The sequence below is a fragment of the Paenibacillus sp. CMAA1364 genome, from assembly GCF_054373195.1.
In genome coordinates, this window is sequence record NZ_JBITNB010000013.1 from 36,628 (window position 1) to 54,406 (window position 17,779).

Below are 17,779 nucleotides of genomic sequence, written 5' to 3' on the forward strand. Positions count from 1 at the left end.
TTAGTTGCATAAAGTACAGCTATTTACTGGATTATCAACAATATAGACGAATCTGATTAATTTAGATGCCATTCATGCACTTACATGCCTACCTTATCATTATTCCTTGTGATTAAGTGCTCTTTTTGCAGTTACTATGAACGTTCTTCTCTACAGACATTAAAAAATGCACCCCTTAGAATTTCATCAGTTCAACCTAAAGGTTATTCCAATGTCTATTCTATGGGATGCATTTCAACACAAAGTTCACATAACACATTTCTTATCCTATTGTTATTCTTGTGGTCGTCCACCCGGTTCTAAGCCGGATTCGGAAGCTGTCATCAAAGGTCTCACTGTTAGGTCACTGTGGACGCGAATCTGACAAGATAAACGGATCGTAGGATCTGTGATTTCTTTCTTCGCCAGAAGCTCTGCTTCCACTTCACCGATTGCTCCTGCGTCGCCTTCAAGAATCTCTACCCGACAAGTTGTACATCTTGCATTTCCCCCACAACGGTGTAGAATATCCACACCATGGTCTTCAAGGACAAGTACTAACTTTCTACCTTCCTCCGCTTGAAATGAGTCTTTACCTTCTACTTGAATTGTTGGCATGTTATTAGCTCCCTTCGATGAACCTATTCTATATGTTACCTTATCTTAGCAATAATATGTGAGAATCTATGCCAACTTAGCGCGAATTGCGCTTCTTCGCGGCGAGCAGGCGGTCCATCGACGTGGACCGCGCCTGATCCTGCGGTGGCGCATTGGCCGCCGCCGCTTCCTTGCTCGGCTCGGCCTTCGGCTGCCGAGCCTGCTCTACCGACGGCGGCGGAACACTCGCCGCCGAAGGCACTTCTGCACCGCCACGCTCCGTGGGCGGTGCTCCCAGCGGTGGCTTCGCCCCACCGCTGCGGTAAAAGGCTGCGGCGCGTTCCTTGCGCGCCGCAAGCCGGGTGACGCCGGCATCGGGCGAAGCCTCGCCGGCGGGGGCAGGTCGCCGCCGTAACATGGCGGCGATCCGCTCACCCATCGCAGCCCACGGGAGCGCCAATCGGCGCACTGCGATGTCTACGGTCCAGAGCAATAGCGCTGCTACAAGCAGAACATAGCTAATGTCATGGAGCATACGGCTAGGTCTGGCCTTTGGGGCGAAGAGCTGTTCCGGCTGATCCCATGATAACATTCGTCCACCTGTAAGTTCAGCTAGTTGACGAAGCATCTGATTCGCACGTCCATTCCCTATGCGATATTCAGGAGAATACGGCACGACAAATCCCGTCCCAGGTGCAATCATCTTATGATCATCCCCATGATGATCTACGAGAGACAACATAAATGCACCGGGTTGATTAACCATCAACTCACCGGTATATTGACCAGGTGATTCTTGATATAGCTTCACTTCCTGCTCCTTCAAATCCTCGCCTGTTACGATAGCTAATATTTCATCAGGTGGAGATTCATCCTCCGTTGCCATGACTTGCAACTGAACTTGGTTCCCACTGACCTCTGTCTTGATATCGTAGGGTGAAGCTATGAATTGTGGGAAAGTCCACTTGATCATCTGCGTCAGAATATTAGGGAATGCCGACCAAGAGACCCAATCCTTAGACCATTTCCCCGTCACATCACTGGTCCATGCCACACTTCTACCAGATCCATACTGCCATCTAGCAAGTATTGGATCAGGTTCTGGGCTAACAAGGACCGTTTGCGCTGTCGATTTAGCCGTGGTAGCCACATAACCATTCAGATTAGGTGCACCCGCTTCAAATAGCGATTGCCAATCCCCTGCATCCTGCATCGCTGGGGTGAATGGTTTATCTACAATATAAGATTGAGCCATTATGACCGCTTCCCGACTGAAGATCGCAGGGATCGTGGTTGCATCTTGCACGAAATAATATCTTCCTTTGGCAGCTTCGGCTAATGTTTGTAGCAACACGGTATCTGAGTCCGCGCCCACAGCGACAGATGAAAGCGTCATATGATCACCTGTCATTTGCTGAATCAATCCATCGTACCCTGTATTACCTTCTGATTGTCCATCCGTCAGAAGAATAATATGCTTCCTTTGTGCTTCAATCTGCAGTAATTGTTGCACAGCTTCTCTAACGGCAGGATAGATCTCAGTCCCACCCTGTGGCTGAATCGATTGAATCTGGCCAAGAATCTCATCCTTGTTCGTCATCTTCGTAGGTGTAACCACCCACCATGGTTGACTATCAAAAGCCACAACACCAACGGTATCCTTGGGACGTAATAACTCGACCGTTCTTATGGCTGCTTCCTTCGCAAGCTCTATTTTATCACCACCCATACTACCGGAACGATCAATCACTAGAATCAATGCCATAGAGGGAATTTCCCTTTTGCCTTCCAGATCCATCGACACGGGAAGTAACTTCTCAATCGGTGTCTTGAAGTAACCACCCATGCCGAAGCTATTCTCTCCCCCTGCCATCATGAATCCAATGCCGTAGCTTCTAACCGCTTGTTCGATAAGTTCCATCTGCTTACCACCGACTTGATTCCCTGATACATTATTGAACACAATGCTATCGTACGCGCCATATTTCGCTAGCTCGGAGGGTAACACTTCCGGAGCAATGAGATCATACCGAATAAGAGAAGCTGTTAAAGCAGCAGTGATATTACCAGAAGTTCCCGCATCCCCTTCTACAACAAGTACTTTAGGCGGACCTTCCACGCGGGTAAAAGAATACCCTACATTATTCGCGGATTGCTCATCTCCATCAATGAAGATTTCAGCACGATAACGATGAAGCCCCGTTGTCTGGGCTAATCCTTTCATTGCATAACGATTATCGCCAGGCGTTACCTCTACCTGTTGTCTTCCAATCTCACGATTATCTTCATACAGACGCAGTTCTCCCGTCGACTCATATGTACTTCGTAGCATCACTTCGAAATAAAAGGCTTCCGCTTGGTACAGCCTATCAGGGATGTTAAGCTCTTCTACAGCTACATCGTTCATCTGTGGTTGGGGTGACTCCAATATATCTACAACAATACCTCGGTCTTGTAACAACCTTCCGGCCGAGAGCATGCTGCCCACATTCTCTTCACCATCGGTGATCATCACCAATCGTGAATCACTCTTGTTACTTAGCATACCGCTACCGAGCTGCATCCCCGCTTCTAAATGACTGAATTCTCGGTTAAGCGATGCATTCAGATGTACCCCATCCATCTGTGAACTTGACAGTTTCCGCTCTACAGCGGCTCCCAGTCCTGAAGATACAATGGATACAAGATCTTGTTGTTCTTTATATGTAGAAGATTGCTCCATCCAATGTTGTAATTCCTCCCCATCAGGCATGCTGAAAGAACGGTCAACGACGTAGACGACTTCTTTCTGATATAGAACAGTATACGTCTGAATTCCTGATAGAATCAGAACAAGCAATAATAAGATCACTGACCGAATACCTATCGCCCATCTCTTGCGTGAACGTGTTAAGCGATAGTCCGATCGATAGGCATAGATCATAACCACAGTGAATGGAATAAGTAATAATAACAGCCAAGGATGACTAAATTGAATGCCCACGCTGGTACACCCCCCATTCCAACAGAATCAGAACTAACGCTAGTCCCGCAATCAACCATATCAGTGACATGGGAATCAGCCCTTCATCTGTCTTGACACTCGCACTATTATTCTGTTCTGTATCCCCTACTTCAACGTTCGGAGCAGCTATCTCCTTCGCCAATGATAAGGCTACCTTTTCCCCTAGCGCTCCTTCAAAAGGATCCGCTGTGACATCCACCCAATAACGTGATGTATCCCCCTTAGTATCCTGTTGTTCAAAAGCATACAATCCAGGAACGCTTGGTGTCTTCTGTGCCGTAGTGTATCCACTTGAACCTTGATCTGCGTCTATCGCATCTACTTTGTTGGATAAGGCAAGCCCACCTTGAGCAACCCACTGTGCCTTAGTGACATCGGACATAAGTGGCACATCTATGCTATTGCCAGCAATCACTCTACCTAGACCGTAACCACTTTCACTGGTTAACCACGAGACGGCATGATTCACCATGATTGGGAATTCTGCAGACAACGGAAGATCGCTATCTTCTAGCCTAAAAAGATAGGATAACCTCGGATGTCCATCTTTTTCACCTGCATAAATAGCTGGTTTATTCCCAATCTCCACAATGGCTTCGCCCCAATCCAGATCATTCCTATCTAGAACTGTTCCGAAATAGATACCTGACAATGTGAGGTATTCGGTCAACGCATGATTCTTCAACTTGACTCTTTCCCCACCCGCCTTGACTGCTTTCCCAGTACCACCTATCGTCCACAACGCTGTCTTCTTTAGCATCTGTGCCCATTCATCGTTATGTAGAAATTCTGGCATTTCCCCATCAACTACAATGAGATCAGGCACTTCCTTTGGAATAGGGGGTGATGACATGCCTATTCCTCCATCTTCCTGTTCATTTGCATCCGTTCCTGTGGTTGAAATAATCATCTTCGTCATCTCCGCCCCAGTTAACTGAATCGCTTTCTCTAAGAACAAATTGCCTGAGGATAATAACAATATCCGAGGGGTTGAACTTTTATGATTGAATGCATATGAGACATTATCCGCTTCATATGCATCTGCATCTTGTAATTCCAAACGATACACCTGCGCATCTTGTACATTTTCTAATCGAAATGTCATTGTTTTTGTGCCGGACCATTCTGCGGTCTGTGTCAATAACAATTCATCGTCACCATATAGACTGTAGTCAGTCGGTCTGGTCTCTCCTACCGAACTTTGCAATACAACTACAGCCGTATTACCCGTAGATTGTTGCTGTATGCCGAATTGCTTGATCGCTATATTCCTTAATGTCTGTGTATCGATCATCATAACCTTACTAGGCACTTGAAAAGAAATGCCTTCTGCGTTACCTTTCCACTGACCATCTGTAAACACAACCACTTCCGCATCTTGTCCATCCCTTGTTAAGGCTGTGGCCAGCGACAGTGTCTCCTTATAAGATGCTTTACCATAATACGGTTGCAGACTATCGATGGCTTCCTCAACACGCGCATGACTCTTCTCTCGAGATACAACAATCTGAGGCTCTAAGTCCAGACTTAGCAGTGTGATTTCACTCGACTTGGCATGCTCTTTCAAATAATCCTTCATCTGCGATTTCAGTAGATCCAGTCGAATACCCTGTTGATTAATAGATTCACCTTCCCTATTAGGTTCCGCTATCTTGGCACTCATACTTCCCGAAGTATCCGCCACCATAACCATATGATCTTTGGCTTGATCAGATACCCACCAATACGGCTGCATCAAGGAAAACACAAGTAAAGCCGCAACAATGAGCTGCAACCAGAGCAATAATCGATTCTGTAATTTCTGCCAAGGTCGATTCGCCTCAACATTCCGAAGGACTCGTTGCCATAGAAGATGACTCGGTACCAACGTATTTATAAATTTGCGTTTTAACAAATACATCAGAATTATAGCTGGTAGGCTTAAGCCGAATACCATCCCATACCATGACCCGATCCCCATTTGAGCACCTCCTAAAAGTTTTGCGAAGCAAAACTTACATCGTAAGCGTTACTGAGTTTTGCGTAGCATGACATCGTAAGCGTTACTGAGTTTTACGAAGTCACGACTAATCTAGACTCCGCTAATATTCTAAATACAGCTTCTTCTAAAGGCGTGTCATTCGGAATAAGCACATGCGATATGCCACGATCTGCAGCATAACTGGATAAATGGGTATAATATTTATCCCATTCCGCTACATATTGTCTCAATATTTTACCTGTGATCGCCACATCCGTGCCTGTACCCAGCTCGCTATCTACAAGCTTTAGGTCTCCACTGAACGAAGGATTCATTTCTTCCTGCGACACAATATGAACTAGGACAACCTCTTGCCCAGCAGCCATAAGGCGAGACAATACGGTTCCAATCTCCTCTTCTTCATCCTGATGCCAGAAATCAGAGAATATCCAAGTCATGCCCGGGAGTCTAGGAACCGCACCTGGTTCACCAAAGGATGCAGTCAAGCTACCTACTTCCCCGACGGATGCATTTTCGAGAAATTGAAATAAACGATGTGCTGCACCACGTCCTCTTACGATAGGAAGACGCGAATCCATTGAGCCACTATAACAAGCAACTTGTAGCCGCTCATAAGAGCACAAAGCAATATAACCTACACTTGCTGCTAACTGCTTCGCATACTGTAATTTACTGGGAACAACCTGATTCCCATCGGAACTCCCCTTACCTGTGCGTTGTCCGAAGTCCATGGACTTGGAACAATCTACATATATACTGACCATCAATTCCTGTTCATCCAGGAACTGGCGAATGAACGGCTTACCTGTACGAGAATATACACCCCAATCGAACCGCCGAATATCATCTCCAGGTGTGTATCGACGGTAATCAGCGAATTCAAGCGATGAACCTAACCGATGTGAACGACGTTTACCTTGAAGTATACCTGCCACTCTTCTACCCGCACCCAAACTCAATCTTTCTAATCGAGGAAGCCACTCGGTCGGAAGTAAATATGGCTCGTTCATGTTATTGCTCCAAGAGTATCCATGATTTCTTGAATGATCTGATCTGTCGTGATTCCTCTTGCTTGTCCTTCGAAATTCAAAAAGATCCGATGTCTTAACGCCGGGATAGCTACCGCATGAATATCTCCGATCGAGAGATGCATTCTTCCATGGCATATCGCCCTGATCTTCCCTGTGGAGATGATCGACTGGATTCCTCGTGGTCCAGAACCGAACCTCACATTCTTACGAACACCCTGCGGTGCGGAACTTTCTTCTGGATGTGTCATCATCATCAATCTAACCGCATAATCAAGCACTTCCTCCGCAACTAGGACTTCTCGCGCTCCTCGCTGAATCTCGATAAGCTCTGTTGCATTTGCCTGTGTGGTCACCGTTGCTTGAAGAGAAGACGTCGTTCTGCGTACAATTTCCTTCAGTTCATCTGCATTGGGATAAGGGACCAGAATCTTCAATTGAAAGCGATCCAGCTGTGCCTCAGGCAAAGGATAGGTTCCTTCATTCTCCAAAGGATTCTGCGTTGCCAATACGAAGAAGGGTTGTGGCAATACATGTGTCTCATTGCCAATCGTAACCGTGTGCTCTTGCATGGCTTCTAGCAAGGCACTTTGCGTCTTAGGTGTAGCGCGGTTAATCTCATCTGCCAGGACGATGCTACTAAAGATAGGTCCACTTTGAAAAGTCATACCCGTCACACCTTGATTCCCAAACGATAGAATTTGTGTACCCGTAATATCACTTGGCATTAAATCAGGTGTGAATTGGATTCGTGAGAAAGATAAGTCTAAGCTGTAGGCTATCGTTCGGACGAGCATTGTTTTACCCAATCCAGGTATCCCTTCTAATAGGGCATGACCACCCGAAAATATACACCATAATAACTGTTCAACCACCTCATGTTGACCAACAATCACTTCTCCAATCTGCTCACGCACACGAGAGATGGTATCCTTCCACACTAAGGGCTGTATATTACTACTAGTCATATTTTTCCTCCTGACAACTTGTATACGTACGAAACCACATTATCAGTTTGGATGAATGGCTGTGAAATAACTCTCCACCAATCCCTGCATTTTCCGTGGAAGTTGGCTTCTATTCAGCGTCTTCTTAGCTTCAGCGGCATAGTCCTCATACACTTCTTCATAAGGACGACTAGCACCATCCATCATAGGTGATGTACCGCCTTTTTGAATATCCCCGCCTCCACCTTGAATAGATCCACCATCGGTTTGCAGTCCATCTTTTCCGGCCATAGAACGGGGTGTAGTCACTAAATCCCGACTACCTACACCAGAACCAGACCCCGAGCCAATTCCCGCTCCTTGACTGCCATTACCACCTGATCCCGAACCCGAACCTGATTCTGAACCATTACCGTTGTCTGATCCTAAGCCGTTGCCATTTCCTTGACCAGAACCGCTGCCATTCCCTTGCCCTTCGCCTGACCCGGAAGAACTGCCCTGTCCTGACCCTGTACCCGGTCCTTTGCTTGGCTCTCCTTGACTGGAACTACCTCCTGCTGATTTGCCAGCTTGTGCTAACTGCTCTGCATTTCCTCCACGACTCCATGTGTCGGAATGCGTAAGACCGGCGGTAGCCATTTGTTCCGCAAGACCCAATCCTTGCTGTGCTAATGCAGCATTAAGGGCAGACGCTCCTTCAACTTGTTCCATGGCTTGCATCTTAGCCTCTATGGCATCAGATAACGCTAATTCTAGCTGTTGTAATGCTTGGTCTTGCTCCGTTGAACTGCCTTTCTCCAATGCTTGTTCCAATTGCTTCAACGAATCCTTAACCTGTTGATTGTCCGAATTCGCAGGCATTTCATTCGTAAGTTTATTTAGAGCTTCCCGTATCTTTTCTTTTTCTTCCAAAGATAGCTTACGCATTTCATTCTTTAGATCACTTGTTGCTTTCTTCAGTTGATCCTTACTATGATTCTGTAGACTCTTAGCAAGTGAGGTTAATGGAGATACGCGCTTAATTTGTTCTGCCATCTCCATCAATGACTTCTCCTTCAATTCCTCTTTCTTAGCTAATTGTGCAATAGCTTTCATTGTTTTCTCTAATTGGTCAAGTACCTTTGCTGGATCTTTCTGTTCTTTCAAATCATGCTCTAATGTCTCTAATTGCTCTTCAAGAGGTTGTTTGATTGTAGGGTTAAGTTTCGTCAATTGTAGCTTCTTGGCTAACTCATTTACCTGTTTCTCTTGGTTATTTATCCACTCTTCTTGTTGTTTAGCTTCGGCAATGATTCTTTCTTGGGGATTCGGAAGGATGGACAAGATCAACACCATGACAACCAAAGAACCACAGATGATCCAAAGCTTACGCCTTCTTGGAAGAGGAAGTCTTTTCTTCCTATCGGAAGTAAACTGCTGTCCATATTGAGCGGCTTGTTCCCTTTGCCAATGAACTGCTACGCTCTCTATATTGTGAAAAGATAATGCCGTGACCATCATGTCACTTCGTTCATTCTCATGTGTTAATTCGTCCATAACCTTTGCTGCATAAGTTAGATGAATTCGACGAATAGAGCCGTATATAGTGGCTATGATGACACATACAGTCCATAAGCCTATAGCCAAAACTCGAACATTTGCTATAGGCCATATTCTAGCTATCCCTAACAAGACTAGAGATAGCACTAATCCGCCAATACAACCGTAACTTCCGTAGATCAGCATGCGAAATAACTGTAACCTTCTACGTGTCATAGCAACGGAATGTTGAATTATCTCCATATGATCTACTGGGTTCTTCTGATCCATGATCCTCACCTCATTGCCTAGTCAACATGATCATCGTGTTTAGTTAACCAATTGATCATTTGCCTCCGGTCGATTCATTTGTGGCTTATGTTTTTTCCGTCTACGAACAGGTCGAATGGAACGAATACTAATCAATAACGAGCCGATAATAACAACGGTATAGACAAGAACGAATTCAACCCACAGTTGAATTGGAGCATTCGTATTCATGGATGAACCTTGTACAAAGAATACAGACTCGGAGAAATCTGGCTGAAAGATACTCATCATGGCTGCTGCAGGATTCAATCCTAATATGAACCCAATCCAAGAGTAGGTTGCTCCCGTGCCACCTCCGAAGTAATTCCCTCGCCAAAAACTCATCAAAAACAGATATAGCAACCCCGTAATTAGGAAGATAAAGATACCTACGCTGTAGGTTACAATAATCGAAACCATCGTCCGCTTAAATAGTGTTGAGAACATGATCCCAAGCGAACCCAACAACAACATTACGAATAGAAAAAAGAAGAATAACACGATAAGCTGTTTGGGTGAGATCCCCCCAAACAAGAAGACAATACTATACACTGGTAAAGTTGAGATCACAATCAAAGCCATAAAGCTAAGAGAGGATAGTAACTTACTAAGAATAATTGTCGTTGAACTCTGTTGCGTCGTAAGCAGCATACTTAGTGTTTGCTTCTCACGTTCACTACTAATTACTCCTGCAGTCAGCGCAGGTGCCATAAATGCAATCATCAACAATTGCGTAAAACTCAGGACATAGAACATCATCTGACTCATACCCGAATTGAATTGTTGCGTACCACCATTACTATTTAAGTACATCGTTGTATACATAAATCCCATAGCTATGAAACCCAACACTAGAATGTACAGCATCACAGATACCACCGCACGAGGTGAACGCATTCGAAGTCTAAATTCCTTATCAAGTACAGGATTTATCCATTTCCTACTCCAGTTCATTGTCCTAGCCCCCCTTTGGTAATCTCTAAGAATACATCTTCCAAGTTAGACTGAGCTTCATGAAAAGATAGAACTAAGAATCCCCAAGAGATCATTTGCTGAAGTAGCTGAGCTTGTTCTACTTCCCCGCCATTGAAATGAACATGAACGCCTGTTTGGTCACTAAGCACGCCACTTATGAAAGGTTCATCACGAAGTTTCTCTGCAAGTTCTTCTTCTCTTTCTAATGTGCGAATATGCAATATTTTCTTCACACGCAAACGGGTCTGAATATCTGCAACTTTACCTTGCGCAATCATTACACCATGCTCAATAACACCGATTTCATCTACCATTTCAGCTAGTTCAGGTAAAATATGCGATGAGATAATAATTGTTTTCCCCATTAACTTCAGTTCTTTCAATATTTCTCTCATCTCAATACGTGCACGTGGATCAAGCCCAGAAGCCGGTTCATCCAGTATCAACACTTCAGGATCATGCACAAGGCATCGAGCTAGACAAAGCCTTTGTTTCATTCCTCTAGAAAGGCTATCCACATAACTATCCGCTTTATCCGTTAAGTTCACCAAGTCTAGTAATTGAGGAATAAGCTTCTCTCGTTCGTTGCGTGGAATATGATAACTTGCTCCATAGAAATGTAGATATTCTGTTGTCTTCAGTTGATCGTACACCCCGAAGAAGTCAGGCATATATCCAATTTTCTTCCTGACTTCCTTCGGATGTTCCGTCACTTCATAGCCATCTACCTTCGCTGTACCTGAGGTAGGTAACACCAATGTGGCTAATATCGACATCGTTGTTGATTTACCCGCACCATTTGGACCTACGAAACCAAACACAGTTCCCTTTGGTATGGTGAGATTGATATCTTTCAAGGCATCGAATTGACCATATCGTTTGCTCAGATGTGAGATTTCAATCATGGTTTCACCCTACCTTTCAGTCTTATATCCGGCATCGAGAATACCGTGTCGCTCTTTGTAGTTACCGCCATTCTTAGCATCTTTCCATTCATGAGATAATGTTCTACATTGGCGGGGATGATGAACTCATTACTCTTCCAGGTGATAACTTCCCATGCTAACTTGTGTTCATTCCATATTTTGAATTCCGTATTCTGATCGATTCTCGTTGCAAGTAACGTTATTTCTTCATATATGGTATTGCCTTCTACCTGTGGAATGTCATATTCAAATGTAGCCGTTCCTTGTGACATATGGATTAGACCATCCATCTCAACGCCCCAATTACCTGCGTTCACTTGAGAAATATCAGGGATGACATAACCAAACGGGATATTAATCACATCATTCTGAACTAGATTCAGATGAACACGCTGTGCCCAAAGATTTAATTGATTACTTGAGATCGCTTTGCCTTCATGTGTATAGTTCAATAATTGTTCATCACTCCATGCCATAATAAAGGAACCTTGTTGATACCACGAAGTGTTGGGTACGTAATTCATTAAGATCTCACGTTCCCGATTAAATGGGTCATTGTTATTCGCATATGGGAATAATAACGATCCTAGATCCCAACTTGACATGCCTATGCTCTGACCTTTTATCGTTGAGATCTGTTGAATCTCTTCATTCTTAGCTAGATCCCCTAATTTATACAGTTCCCCTCCAATAACAAGGACAACGTTAGTTAAATCACTTGTCGTTGCATTCTTAATCTGTCCTTCAATATTGCCATGTACATTCAGATGTATGTTGACGTCCAATTGTCCATCCGTTCGATTACCAGTTCGTTCTACTCCGAATTTAGCAAGTGACCACTGTGGCATATTCAAAAGATCGACCGTCGTTACTTTACTACCTACTTCTATGAAATTGTTATCAGCATTCCCATTCCCGAATCCATTATTATCACGTTGCAATCTTATATGTGTGTCCTTAGGGAATTCTAATGTATAATCTCCACTCTTTGGTGTGAAGAACGCCGTGGCACTTGTCATACCACTGCTACCTCGTCCATCTAATTCCAAGATATTTATCGTATGTGCTAACTCCTTGGTCTTATCCCCTGAACCTACGGTGTACACCGTAGCGCTTGCCATGAGTGCAATTAGAGGTATCATCCACCATGCCCATTCTCTCTTATCAACCTTCCGCAATATCAAATATAATAAGGGTGCCACTACAACAATATAGATCAACAACATCCAGACTAATGCCATGAAGCTAGGCATTCTGAGTGAAGGGAAATAATTTAGAATGGAGCTCAAATTATTTAAGTTGTTGTCTCTTATCATCGGTGCATTTTGATTGATTAAAGGAAGTTCCTCTCTCAACAAATGAGACCACACCTTAGGATGTCCACTCCATGAGGCGATCGGTGGCATGGAAAGATCATAAGCGGCATATAGCACTTTGCCTTGCTCTACAGGGCGCATGGCGAATAGCGGTCTATTCTCTGCTGTATAGAGGACTTGACTATCCTTTAAAGGTTCTGCGTTTGATAACGTAAATTTACCATCAAGTTGAAGCGATTGCGCCCCCAAGGCAGCTAGTTCAGGCAATTCTGATACGGCAAATGTCCCCTTATATTCAACCGGTGACAACTCCGCAAATGCTGCCGCTGACTTCGGATACCCAGCTCCACCAGCAAGAATTAGCGTACCTCCAGACTTCACCCAGCCCGAAATGCCATTGATCTGTGATTTACTCAGCGTGTCGGATGAGAATCTATTAATAACCAATACATCTACACTGTCCAGCAACATTGCATCTTCTGGTATTCTCGCTGGACTCATTGAAATGATATTGAGGTCGTACCCGTTACCACGAAGAACATTCATGAAATTCATCGTATCTGGATCATCCGATAATACACCAATATTTGCACCATCTACGGGCAGTCCTTCTAAATATGACTTACCAGATGTGAACGGAATATGCTTTCCTTTTCGGAATGAATCTGCGTAGAATTTAATTTGATTGTTACTCTTGTTATATATCCGTCCTGGGACACCCATAACTATCTCTTTCGTTGTATTCCCTGGTAACTCAACATGTTGTACGTAGGATGCAGATCCTGAAGCACGATCCTCGTCAAGAAGAACAATATCCCCTGAAATATCAGTATCACTCGTCAACGTGATTGTGACTGGATTCCACAATTCATTCTTCACTTTTCCGTTGTAACCAATTTCCGTCTTTATCGTGATGGATGGCCCAGCCGCATACACATCGTGGGGTATAAACCAACCTTGAAGTAGCATGGCTAGCGCCAGTACAGGTAAGATCAACTTACTACCATTAATATTATGATTAACCAAGATCTTAACTTCCCCTCTCCGTACATCTATTCTATTGACGTAATGAATGAGCTATAAGTTTGCAATTCACCCACATATTAAGACGTATAGGTAAACCCTTAATCATCATGTATGCATTTTAACATAGAAATCCCGCTCCATTGAGCGGGATTTCTATGTTAAAACAACTATTCTCTTTATAGACCAAAGACGACGGTCTTATTCCCATGAACTAAGATACGATCTTCTATATGCCATTTCACAGCTCTCGCTAGAACGACACGCTCAATCGTCCGACCAATCCTTTTCAATTCTCGGACATCATCTCGATGACTTACGCGCTGGACATCCTGTTCGATAATAGGTCCGCCATCAAGTTCTTCCGTTACATAATGCGCAGTTGCTCCAATGATCTTCACACCTCGCTCATAAGCTTGCGCATAAGGCTTTCCGCCAACGAAAGCAGGCAAGAAAGAATGATGAATATTAATGATCCGATTGCAGTAGCGTTGAATAAATGTAGGTGAAATAATCTGCATATATCGAGCTAGAATAATAACATCAATATCATCGCCGATCACTTCAAGTTGTCGTTGTTCAGCTTCTTTCTTCGTATCTGCCGTGACTGGAATATAATGAAATGGAATATCGAAAGATTCTACATACTCCTTCATATCAGGATGATTACTCACGACCATTGCAATTTCTCCATCAAGATCTCCAGCTTGCCATTGCCATAGTAGTTCAACTAAACAATGGTCTTCCTTCGATACAAAGATAGCCAACTTCTTCTTCCGATTCACATTATGAATTTTCCAAGTCATGAAGAAGTTTGAAGCTACTTCTTGGAACTGATTTTCCAGTACAGGCAGCTTTTGTTCTAGTTCATGCAGATCAAATTCAATACGCATGAAGAACATACCGCCTTCAGGGTTCATTGTGTATTGATCCGATTGCACGATATTTGCCCCATGCTGATGAAGGAAATAGGATACGGCAGCCACAATTCCAGGTCCATCTGGACATGAGATGAGCATTCTTGCACGCTCTTTGTAAGGATTTTCAGATAAGGATAAACTTTTGTTGATATGAACTTCCATATTATTGACAGTCCTCGCTCTCCCTAATTACTCTTTATAGTCCTATCGATTGGTTACGACATCTGTCCCAGCTAACCATGCTACGATCCGATGGTTTACGGCCTCTTCACTTAAATCCGGGAATACATTAGCTTCCAAGACCATATCATACAATCGTTCTAATGGTTCACGAGGATCTGCCTTCTTCGCCTTCGCATCATTCTTAAGCAAATTCCAAGTCCCTAGAACGAAATCACGGGAATCCACTTCCTTCTCTTGGAAAAAGGAACGTAGTTCATCAACCTGATTAATGAAGTCAGCTCCAAATCGCTCTGCTACATTACCTCTTAACATGGCAATCTCAATTTCATACATAGGACGTTGTGTTTTGGCATCTTTACCGATCCAAGGCGTCTCCAGAATAAATGGTAATCCCTGTAAACGCTCATGATTCACAACGCGCTGAATCGTATCAAATCCTATGAATCCACTTCCCAGTGGCGTATGACGGTCTTTGCTTGCGCCGCGTGGATTCTTACTATCATTTAAGTGAATCACTCCGATGCGGGACAAGCCAATGATCCGATCGAATTCCTCGAGCACACCATCTAGATCACTCACAATATCGTATCCAGCGTCGTGAATATGACAAGTATCCACACATATCGTTAAGCGTTCATTATGTTTTACTTTATCTATAATACGGGCTAACTCCTCGAAGCTACGTCCGATTTCTGTCCCTTTGCCCGCCATGGTCTCTAGCGCAATGTTAACATCTGTCTCACTTGTACCATCCAACACTTCATTTAATCCGTCAGCAATACGCTGAATACCAAAGTCAGCATCCTTGTCGGTAAATGCACCGGGATGTAGCACAATATTCTTCACACCAATGGCATGTGTACGACGAATCTCTTCTTGAAGGAAACTTACACCAAGCTCGAATATAGGGTCTTTGTAAGATCCTAGATTAACGATATAAGGTGCATGAACAACAATTTCTTCGACACCATTCTTGTGCATTAGCTCTTTGCCTTCTTCAAGAAACATCGATTCCATCGGCTTACGACGCGTATTCTGCGGTGCACCTGTATATATCATAAAAGAACTGGAACCATACTTGTTTGCCTCGCTTGCAGCACTCAGTAGGCCCTTGTCCGAAAAAGAGACATGAGATCCAATTTTCAACATGATAAATCCCCCTTTATTACGAATACCTTTAATATTAACTTGAATAGCGAAAAAAATCTAGAAATGCGCTATAATCTAGATGTAATGACTGATTTAGTGATAAATATCATTGAGGTGAAATTATATGCATACGACATTCGTGGTCCATTTATTATCAAGTAGTACGCCTAACCGATGGTTTATGAACTCTATTGCCTTTTGGACCGTTGTTATGATGGGGGCGATGTGTATTGGTGGCTTCTTCATGTTCCGTAAGTTCCTTAAGGTGCTTCCAAAGGCCGATGGCAAGTCCAAGCTAGATTGGCAGAATTATTGGGTAGAACGAAGTCGTCCGATGTGGACCGACGAATCCAAAGCCTTCTTAGACATGTTAGTTAGTCCTGTTCCCACGCCATTTCGTGATATAGCGAAACATTCCATTGCAGCCGAAATTGGTAAAGTTGCGATCGAAAGTGAGGGTACCGAAGTAACAAGGGATCATTGTATTCGAGGATATATCGTTGCTACACCGAAACGTGATTATAAATTCTTAATGAAGTTCTTGAAAAGTAATCAGATTGATTACGAGCCTTATAAACACCTGCTAAATAAATAATAAAACAGTAAAGAAAAGTTATCGTATATTGATATGCCTCGGGAATAAGCATAGCTTGATGGTGTTAGCCGGATGGTGGTGTCACGGATATACGGCTTGATGGTGTTTGTTAGTCCTCGGTTGATGTCACGGATACCCGGATTTAAGGCATTCGACTTTGTGACTACACAGCTACCCTAGAGAAATAACCCTAGGCAGCTGATTAGTTGCATAAACATCACTTACTTGGACCGTCTTGTAGAGTTTGTGGGAAATAGTTGCATATACGACAGTTAAAATCGCGGGAATTGCGAAAAATAGGAATTAACTAGGAATTAGATGTACTTTGGTCACTTATCATTAGCGCTGAACGAAATTCGCTCAATGTAGGTGACCTTTTTGCAACTATTGGTGATTTGATTTATAGATAAGGGAAGGGGCGCTTATTCATGATGAAGATTGCTATTTGTGGGGGAACGGGATTTATCGGAACGGCATTACAAGAATATTGGTTACACGCGGGGCATCACTTACTTATCATCACTCGAAAGAAGCCTGCATTAGATGCAACTGCACACGCTCAAATCGAATACATCACTTGGGATCAGACAGATCACCAGCCCGAATTACTAGAAAATTTGGATGCACTTGTTAACTTAGCCGGAGCATCTCTTAGCCAAAGATGGACTCCTGCCGCCAAGAAGCGGATCATCGAATCGCGATTAAAGACCGTCTCCGCAGTTAGTACGTTAATCTCTCAATTGAAGACAAAACCCGCTGTCGTCATTCAAGCCTCAGCTATTGCGATCTACGGCACTTCAACGGATGGAACATTCGAAGAAAATTCTCCTACACGAGTCATGGATTTCCCTTCAGGTGTTGTTCAACAATGGGAAGACGCGGCTGACCAGATGGAAGGCGTTCGATTAGTGAAATTACGGGTAAGTGTGGTTCTTGGTAACCATGGGGGGGCCTTGCCGATGATGAAACTCCCTTTCAAACTTGGTATAGGTGGAAGAATCGGTAGCGGTGAGCAGTGGATGTCATGGATTCATCTCACGGACATCGTAAGATTAATTGACTTCTGCATCCAACATCCCGAAGTGAATGGACCTGTGAATGCAGCAGCACCCGTACCCATCACGAACGACCATTTCGGAAGAACCCTTGCGCGTGTCTACCATCGGCCCTATTGGTTCCCCATTCCCAGCTTTGTACTAAAGACAGTTGTGGGGGAACTATCTCTCATTCTGCTTGAAGGACAGCGTGTTATTCCAACTAAATCCCTTGAACATGGATTTGAATTTACTTATCCAACCATCGAGGACGCACTTGAAGAGCTGAAGTGAT

The 17,779-nt window shown here is 43.9% G+C and carries 13 protein-coding genes; 2 read left to right on the forward strand and 11 right to left on the reverse strand.

The genetic code is table 11. The features are described from left to right. Positions 1 to 273: 273 nt before the first annotated feature. The 11 genes from ACH8E3_RS09860 to ACH8E3_RS09910 all read right to left on the reverse strand — a co-directional run bounded on the left by ACH8E3_RS09860 (position 274) and on the right by ACH8E3_RS09910 (position 15,855). Positions 274 to 597, reverse strand: coding sequence for a 2Fe-2S iron-sulfur cluster-binding protein (locus ACH8E3_RS09860; protein WP_458632461.1), 324 nt, complete (start codon positions 595 to 597; stop codon positions 274 to 276). A 76-nt stretch (positions 598 to 673) separates the two neighbouring features. Further along, positions 674 to 3,559 carry a VWA domain-containing protein gene (locus ACH8E3_RS09865; RefSeq protein WP_458632462.1) on the reverse strand — a complete coding sequence of 962 codons (2,886 nt, stop codon included), beginning with the start codon at positions 3,557 to 3,559 and terminating at the stop codon, positions 674 to 676. Next, positions 3,543 to 5,540 carry a vWA domain-containing protein gene (locus ACH8E3_RS09870; protein WP_458632463.1) on the reverse strand — a complete coding sequence of 666 codons (1,998 nt, stop codon included), beginning with the start codon at positions 5,538 to 5,540 and terminating at the stop codon, positions 3,543 to 3,545. Before ACH8E3_RS09870 ends, ACH8E3_RS09865 begins: the two co-directional genes overlap by 17 nt. 92 nt (positions 5,541 to 5,632) lie before the next feature. Further along, positions 5,633 to 6,571, reverse strand: coding sequence for a DUF58 domain-containing protein (locus tag ACH8E3_RS09875; RefSeq protein ID WP_458632464.1), 939 nt, complete (start codon positions 6,569 to 6,571; stop codon positions 5,633 to 5,635). Continuing rightward, the gene (locus ACH8E3_RS09880) at positions 6,568 to 7,557 is read right to left on the reverse strand and encodes an AAA family ATPase (protein WP_458632465.1); all 990 of its coding nucleotides are present in this window, start codon (positions 7,555 to 7,557) and stop codon (positions 6,568 to 6,570) included. The genes ACH8E3_RS09875 and ACH8E3_RS09880 overlap by 4 nt, the downstream gene beginning before the upstream one ends. Positions 7,558 to 7,599: 42 nt before the next feature. Then, complete coding sequence (locus ACH8E3_RS09885; RefSeq protein WP_458632466.1) at positions 7,600 to 9,345, reverse strand: phage tail tape measure protein; 1,746 nt, start codon at positions 9,343 to 9,345, stop codon at positions 7,600 to 7,602. Between the two features lie 39 nt (positions 9,346 to 9,384). Beyond that, complete coding sequence (locus tag ACH8E3_RS09890; RefSeq protein ID WP_458632467.1) at positions 9,385 to 10,317, reverse strand: ABC transporter permease; 933 nt, start codon at positions 10,315 to 10,317, stop codon at positions 9,385 to 9,387. Next, the gene (locus ACH8E3_RS09895) at positions 10,314 to 11,243 is read right to left on the reverse strand and encodes an ABC transporter ATP-binding protein (protein ID WP_458632468.1); all 930 of its coding nucleotides are present in this window, start codon (positions 11,241 to 11,243) and stop codon (positions 10,314 to 10,316) included. The genes ACH8E3_RS09890 and ACH8E3_RS09895 overlap by 4 nt, the downstream gene beginning before the upstream one ends. Then, positions 11,240 to 13,606 (reverse strand): DUF7408 domain-containing protein, encoded by a 2,367-nt coding sequence (locus tag ACH8E3_RS09900; protein ID WP_458632469.1) that lies wholly within the window; start codon positions 13,604 to 13,606, stop codon positions 11,240 to 11,242. Before ACH8E3_RS09900 ends, ACH8E3_RS09895 begins: the two co-directional genes overlap by 4 nt. 176 nt (positions 13,607 to 13,782) lie before the next feature. After that, positions 13,783 to 14,685, reverse strand: a complete 903-nt coding sequence (gene purU / locus ACH8E3_RS09905; RefSeq protein WP_458632470.1) for a formyltetrahydrofolate deformylase — start codon at positions 14,683 to 14,685, stop codon at positions 13,783 to 13,785. Positions 14,686 to 14,727: 42 nt separating this feature from the next. Beyond that, the gene (locus ACH8E3_RS09910) at positions 14,728 to 15,855 is read right to left on the reverse strand and encodes a deoxyribonuclease IV (protein WP_458632471.1); all 1,128 of its coding nucleotides are present in this window, start codon (positions 15,853 to 15,855) and stop codon (positions 14,728 to 14,730) included. A gap of 124 nt (positions 15,856 to 15,979) precedes the next feature. Between ACH8E3_RS09910 and ACH8E3_RS09915 the strand changes: the two genes are divergently transcribed. Further along, a complete protein-coding gene (locus tag ACH8E3_RS09915) occupies positions 15,980 to 16,450 on the forward strand; it encodes a DUF2621 domain-containing protein (RefSeq protein WP_458632472.1) in 471 nt (156 codons plus the stop codon). Between the two features lie 431 nt (positions 16,451 to 16,881). Then, positions 16,882 to 17,778 (forward strand): TIGR01777 family oxidoreductase, encoded by an 897-nt coding sequence (locus ACH8E3_RS09920; RefSeq protein ID WP_458632494.1) that lies wholly within the window; start codon positions 16,882 to 16,884, stop codon positions 17,776 to 17,778. Position 17,779 lies beyond the last annotated feature (1 nt).